6 protein-coding genes are annotated in these 5,904 nt (G+C 75.5%); 3 read left to right on the forward strand and 3 right to left on the reverse strand.

Translation table 11 applies throughout. The features are described 5' to 3' along the window. Positions 1–105 precede the first annotated feature (105 nt). Positions 106–1,704, forward strand: coding sequence for a leucyl aminopeptidase (locus Acit_RS08000; protein ID WP_248107848.1), 1,599 nt, complete (start codon positions 106–108; stop codon positions 1,702–1,704). 55 nt (positions 1,705–1,759) lie between these two features. Here Acit_RS08000 and Acit_RS08005 read toward each other — a convergent pair whose 3' ends face one another. Genes Acit_RS08005 through Acit_RS08015 form a run of 3 tightly spaced genes read right to left on the reverse strand, consistent with a single transcriptional unit; the run spans position 1,760 to position 4,134 of the window. Then, positions 1,760–2,524, reverse strand: coding sequence for an ACT domain-containing protein (locus tag Acit_RS08005; RefSeq protein WP_248107849.1), 765 nt, complete (start codon positions 2,522–2,524; stop codon positions 1,760–1,762). Between the two features lie 56 nt (positions 2,525–2,580). Further along, positions 2,581–3,309 (reverse strand): hypothetical protein, encoded by a 729-nt coding sequence (locus Acit_RS08010; protein WP_248107851.1) that lies wholly within the window; start codon positions 3,307–3,309, stop codon positions 2,581–2,583. Positions 3,310–3,360: 51 nt separating this feature from the next. After that, a complete protein-coding gene (locus Acit_RS08015; protein ID WP_248107853.1) occupies positions 3,361–4,134 on the reverse strand; it encodes a nitroreductase family protein in 774 nt (257 codons plus the stop codon). Positions 4,135–4,300: 166 nt separating this feature from the next. On the opposite strand from Acit_RS08015, the gene moeB reads away from it, so the two are divergent. Together moeB and Acit_RS08025 are read left to right on the forward strand one after the other, a co-directional pair. Beyond that, the gene (gene moeB, locus Acit_RS08020) at positions 4,301–5,479 is read left to right on the forward strand and encodes a molybdopterin-synthase adenylyltransferase MoeB (protein ID WP_248107855.1); all 1,179 of its coding nucleotides are present in this window, start codon (positions 4,301–4,303) and stop codon (positions 5,477–5,479) included. 61 nt (positions 5,480–5,540) lie between these two features. Then, positions 5,541–5,904: methylmalonyl-CoA mutase family protein (locus tag Acit_RS08025; protein WP_248107857.1), on the forward strand; the 364-nt coding region annotated here is incomplete at its 3' end.

A 5,904-nucleotide genomic window follows, 5' to 3' on the forward strand; every position in this document is an offset into this window, starting at 1 on the left:
GGAGGACCACCCCCTGGCCCGCCAGGTCGCCCCCCGGGTCGGGGGGGCGGCCCGGGACTCGGCGGGTGGCCCGAGCGGCGAGGAAGAAGAGGAAGGAGCCTGAGGGTGCAGGACGATGCTGGACGGCCGTTGCCGGCGCTGACCCTGTCGGTGCTCGGCGCCGAGGACACCGTGGACCTCCAGGCGGGCGCGCTGCGGACCCTGGTGGTGCCGGTGGTCAGTCGGGAGGAGCGGGCCGAGCCCCTGGCGGGCCTCCCGGCGACGGTGCTGGCCGGCAACCTGCGGCTGGCCCTCGACGAGGCGGCTGCGGCCGCGACCGCGAGCGGGTTCCGGGCCGGCTTCCTCGGCCGCTGGCAACTGGCCGGCCTGGACCCCCAGGCGCCGGTGGTGGTCCTGGTCAGCCTGGGTCCGGCGGACCGGGTGGACCTCGACCGGCTCCGGCAGGCGGTGGCGGGGGCGGTCCGGGCCGCCCAGCACGAGGGCACCGTCGGGGTGCTGCTCCCGGCGCGCCTCGGCGACGACGAGGGGTCCCCGGGCGCCCGGGCCCTGGTGCGCGCGGCGGCGGAGGCCGCGGCCCTCGGCTGCTACCGCTTCGTCCGCCACCGCAGCGAGACCGACCGGCCCTTCCCGAGCGAGGTGCGGCTCGTGCTCTGCGGGGACCCGGCCGAGCCGGCGGCACTGGAGACGGCCCTGGCGCAGGGGCGGGCGGTGGCCGACGCGGTGTGGTTCGCCCGGGACCTGGTGAACGAGCCGCCGAGCCTGCTCACCCCCCGGGCCATGGTCGAGCGGGTCGAGGCCGAGCTGGCCGGGCGGCCGGGCGTGAGCGTCGAGGTCTGGGACGAGGAGCGGATCGCCGCCGAGGGCCTGGGCGGCGTGCTCGGGGTGGCCCGAGGCTCGGCCGAGCCGCCCCGCCTGCTCCGTCTCCGCTACTGCCCCGAGGGCCGGGACCCTGCGGGCCTGCCCCATCTGGCCTTCGTCGGCAAGGGCATCACCTTCGACTCCGGTGGCCTGTCCCTGAAGACGCCGGCCGGCATGATCACCATGAAGACCGACATGAGCGGGGCGGCCGCCGTGGTGGCGGCGGTGGCGGCCCTCAGCACCCTGCAGCCCGCGGTCCAGGTGACGGCCCTGGCGCCGCTGACGGAGAACATGCCCGGGGGGGCCGCCCAGAAGCCGGGGGACGTGCTCCGGGCCCGCAACGGCAAGACCATCGAGGTGCTGAACACCGACGCCGAGGGGCGGCTGATCCTGGCCGACGCGCTCAGCTTGGCGGTCGAGGCGGGGGCCGAGGCGATCGTGGACCTGGCCACCTTGACCTGGGCTTGCGTCGTGGCCCTTGGGAACCGGATCGCCGGGCTGTTCTCGAACGACGACGCCCTCGCCGACGGGGTCCGGCGTGCTGCGGCCAGCGCGGGGGAGGCGCTGTGGCCCCTGCCCCTGCCCGAGGAGTACAAGGCCCACATCGAGTCCGAGGTGGCCGACATGAAGAACGTCGGCAAGGACGGCCAGGCCGGGGCGATCGCAGCCGCGCTCTTGCTCGCCAACTTCGTCGGCGAGGTGCCCTGGGTGCACCTCGACATCGCCGGCCCTGCCCGCAGCGACGAGGAACGGGGCCTGCTGGCCAAGGGGGCCACGGGCTTCGGGGTCCGCACCCTGTGCGCGTGGGCCGAGGCGGTCGGGGCCGCTGGCCAGCTGCCCGGCTGACCGACGACCACCGACCGCCCGGTCCCGCCCGCCCGGTCGTGCCCGTCGGGATCGTTCAGCCCAGTTCGCCCTGGGCCTCGAGGACTCGCCAGCCACCCCGGCTGGGGTGGGCGAGCTGGGCCTGGCGGCTGGCCAGGTCTGCCCAGCGGGCGTCGGCCACGAGGGCCGTGCCAGCGAGGTGACGCAGGTCCGCCGCGGTGAAGGGGTGGCCGGGCCGCCCGCAGACCAGGACCAGGTCCCAGCGCTCGAGGGGCACCCACGCCACGTCGGGCGCCGGGGCCTCGGCCCCCGCGACCTGCCGTCCGGGCCGCCCTCCGGGGCCCGCCTCGGTCTCGGTGGCCGGGGGGCCGCCGCACCAGCGGCTGCCGGCCACGTAGGCGGCGAGCCAGGCAGCGGCCGGGGGCTCACCGACCGCTGCCAGCACCACGCGCTCGTCGAGGTCGACCGCGGCCACCCAGGCGGCTTGGAGGTCCAGGGCGCAGCGCTCGACCACCGCGTCGAGGACCTCGGCCGGGTCCTGGCGGCGCAGCAGCGCCGCCGCCGTCTCGTAGGCGGTGAAGCGGTGGTCCACCGGGCCGCTCGGCAGCACGCGGACTTCCTCGACGGCCACACCGTCGACCTCGGCGATCTCGTCGAGGAGCAGCGAGACGTGCCGTTCGTCGGCGAGCTCGACGATCAGCTCGTCGACCGCCCGCCCCCGGTCCTGGCCGAGGATGTCCACCGCCACCACGTCGGCCCGCACCGCTCCGATCCGGCTGGCGACCGCGCCGAGAGCCCCGGGGCGGTCCGGCAGGGCGACACGCAGGAGGTACACCGGCATGCTGGCACGGTACGACGGCCCCGTGAACGGCGGGTTTCGGTTCCACGACATCGGGGTTACTTCTTCGCGTCGCTCGGGTTCGCGTCGCTCGGGCCGAGGGCCACGGACCGGCCGGCCGGCACCGGCGCGGCGCCTGGCCGAGCGAAGGCGGCGGCGGTGGCGTGGGGGATGAGGGCCGGGTGGACCTGCCACCGGGCCAGCTCGGCCTCGACGGTGGCCGCCGAGGCGCCGAGGCGGACCAGGCTCGTGGCCAGCTGGAAGGCCCGCCGGGTCGGGTCCGGCGCTGCGGGGCCCGACCCGAGCGCTGCGGGGCCGCTGGACTCCGGGCCGGGCGAAGCGGTGCAGCAGGCCTCGGCTTCGTGGGCGGCCTGAAGGATCCGGGGCAGGCGGCTCAGGTGGCGGCGGGGCAGCGGCGGGAGGTGTCGACGGACCGCCAGCCGGTCAGCGGGGAGCCGCTGGGCCAGGTCGAAGGCCACGCAGCGGTCCAGGGCCCGCTCGATCGAGACCCGCCGACCCCCGCCCCGCCGGAGACCCAGGCAGGACGCGAGCTCCCCGAGGTCCGCCGAGTACCCGTCGGGGGCGACCTCGAGGCCCGCGTCGAGGCGACGCAGGAGCCAGGTGGCCGAGGGGCCGAGGATGCCCAGCCAGTAGGTCTCGACGTAGCGGGAGCGGGGCGAGTAGCCGACCTGGTCGAGCAGGGCGTCGGGCCAGGCCAGCACCAGGAGCTGGTCCGGCCAGCGGGCCGGGGCGGGGGGACGGCCAGGGAGGGAGACGGAGTCGGGCACGGGACCTCCTTTGGGGGAACGCTCGGCCCGGTCCTCGCGGCCCGGGCCCGCCTACCCTCCTGCCGGGCCGTTGCCGGGCTCCTTGCTGGCAACCTGGCCGGGGGAGGTGCCGACCTTGCTGGCCTGGGGGGTCCCCGGCGCTGGCAAGGTCGGCTCGGCGCTCGGGTCGAGCGGGGGACCGTGCCAGCGACCCCAGTGGACGAGCTGGCCCGGGTCGAGGCGGGCCTGGCGACGCCAGGGGCGGTCGAGGGAGGGCGAACGGGGATCGGTGCCGGCCGGCCAGCCGAGGAGGACGGCACCGGCGACCCGCCAGGCCGGGGGCACCCCGAGGGCCCGGCGCAGGGCCTCCTCGCCTCGGAAGGTGCCGAGGAGGCAGGCCCCGAGGCCGGCGTCGACGGCCCCGAGGAGCAGGCCGTAGATGGCCTGGCCAGCGTCGACGAACCAGTAGGGGACGGGCCAGCGCCCGCTGACCTCCTCGCTGGTCGCCGAGGGGACCCGACCGAGCCCCGAGGCGACCTTGTCGGGCTCGGCGTAGCGCTCGAGGTAGCGATCGGCGCTGGTCAGGACGAGGACGATGACCGGGGCGGCGGCGAGGCCGGGCCAGCGGCGGGACCGGGAGCGCCAGTCCTCGGTGGTGGTGAGGGACCAGTAGGTCCGGGTCTGCTCGGGGCCCTCGAGGACGAGGACCGCCAGGCCCTCGGTGTTGCCGGCGGTCGGGGTGCGGGGCAGGACCCCGAGGACCCGCCGAAGGAGGTCGGGGGGGATCGGTCGAGGTTCGAAGGCCCGGACCATGCGTCGGCGGCGGAGCACCTCCTGGAAGTCCACCCGCCCATTGTCGGTCCTCCGGTGGGCCGAACCGCCCGGGCTGGCCCCCGGGGGACCGGCCCGCCGGTCAAAAATGCCGACCTCCCTGGTAAGCTTTCGGGACGAGCGGCGGACGAGGGCAGGGACGAGGGCCGGGCGAGACGAACGAGCAGAGAGGAGTCCGGACGTGGCGACGACACGGGAGCTGCTGGACGGCGCCAAGGCCGTGATCCGGGAGGTCGAGCCGGCCGAGGTCGAACCCCGGCTGGACGAGGTGGTGGTGCTCGACGTCCGGGAGGCCGACGAGTACGAGCAGGGTGCCCTCCCCGGCGCCGTGCACATCCCCCGGGGCTTCTTGGAGTTCCAGGTCGAGGGGCGGCTGCCGGACAAGGAGCGGCCGGTGGTGGTCTACTGCGCCGGCGGCGCCCGCTCCGCCTTGGCGGCCAAGACCCTCCAGGACCTGGGGTACCGGGACGTCGTGTCCCTGGTCGGGGGGTTCAACCGCTGGAAGGACGAGGGCCGGCCCTGGCGGACCCCCCGGACCCTGACCCCGGACCAGCGGAACCGCTACCAGCGGCACCTGCTGCTGCCGGAGGTGGGCGTCGAAGGCCAGCTGAAGCTGCTCGACTCGAAGGTCCTGCTGCTCGGGGCCGGGGGCCTGGGGTCCCCAGCGGCGCTCTACCTGGCGGCCGCCGGGGTGGGGACCCTCGGGATCATCGACATGGACGTGGTCGACGCGTCGAACCTCCAGCGCCAGATCCTTCACAACCTCGACCGCCTGGGGCAGCGGAAGGTGGACTCGGCGAAGCAGGCCATCGCGGCGCTGAACCCGGACGTGGAGGTGCGGACCTACGACGTCCGGCTGGGTGCCGACAACGTGCTGGACATCATCGACGGGTACGACGTCATCGTGGACGGCACGGACAACTTCCCGACCCGCTACCTGGTGAACGACGCGTCCTTGCTGAAGCGGGTCCCGGTGGTGCACGGCTCGATCTTCCGCTTCGAAGGCCAGGTGACGGTCTTCGACCCTTACAACGGGCCCTGCTACCGCTGCATGATCCCCGAGCCGCCGCCCCCGGAGCTGGCTCCGTCGTGCGCCGAGGCCGGGGTCCTGGGGGTCCTGCCGGGCATCGTGGGCTCGATCCAGGCCCTCGAGGCCATCAAGCTGATCCTGGGGCTCGGCGATCCCCTGGTGGGCCGGTTGCTGGCCTTCGACGCCCTGGAGGAGACCTTCCGGACGTTCAAGGTGCGGCGGGACCCGAACTGCCCGGTCTGCGGGGAGCACGCCGGGGAGATCGTGATCGCCGAGTACGACGAGCTCTGCATGCCCCACGTGGTGGCCCCGGCGGGCAGCCCGGCCTGAGGCGGGAGGTGCCGGCGCCGGGTCGTGGGCCGGGTGCCGGTCGCTCCCGTATCCTTGGGCGGTGCCTGGTGACGCGGTGAACGGCGGCAAGGAGGGCGGCGCCCGCGAGCGCCGGACCGACTCGGGGATCGAGGTAAAGACGGTCTACGAGCCGGCGGATCTCGCCGGCTTCGACCCGGCGGTGCAGCTGGGGCGGCCCGGGGCGTACCCCTACACCCGGGGGATCCGGCCCGACATGTACCGGGGACGGCTCTGGACCATGCGCCAGTACGCCGGGTTCGGCACGGCCGAGGCAACGAACGAGCGGTTCAAGTTCCTCCTGGCCAACGGGCAGACCGGCTTGTCGTGCGCCTTCGACCTGCCGACCCAGATGGGCTACGACTCCGACCACCCCCGGGCCGAGGGCGAGGTCGGGAAGGTCGGGG

The organism is Aciditerrimonas ferrireducens (assembly GCF_023130475.1).
GTDB lineage: Bacteria > Actinomycetota > Acidimicrobiia > Acidimicrobiales > UBA8190 > Aciditerrimonas > Aciditerrimonas ferrireducens.

Coding starts and splice junctions, on each gene's coding strand:
- Acit_RS08005 (WP_248107849.1), bottom strand. CDS start 2,524: ATGCCGGTGTACCTCCTGCGTGTCGCCCTGCCGGACCGCCCCGGGGCT.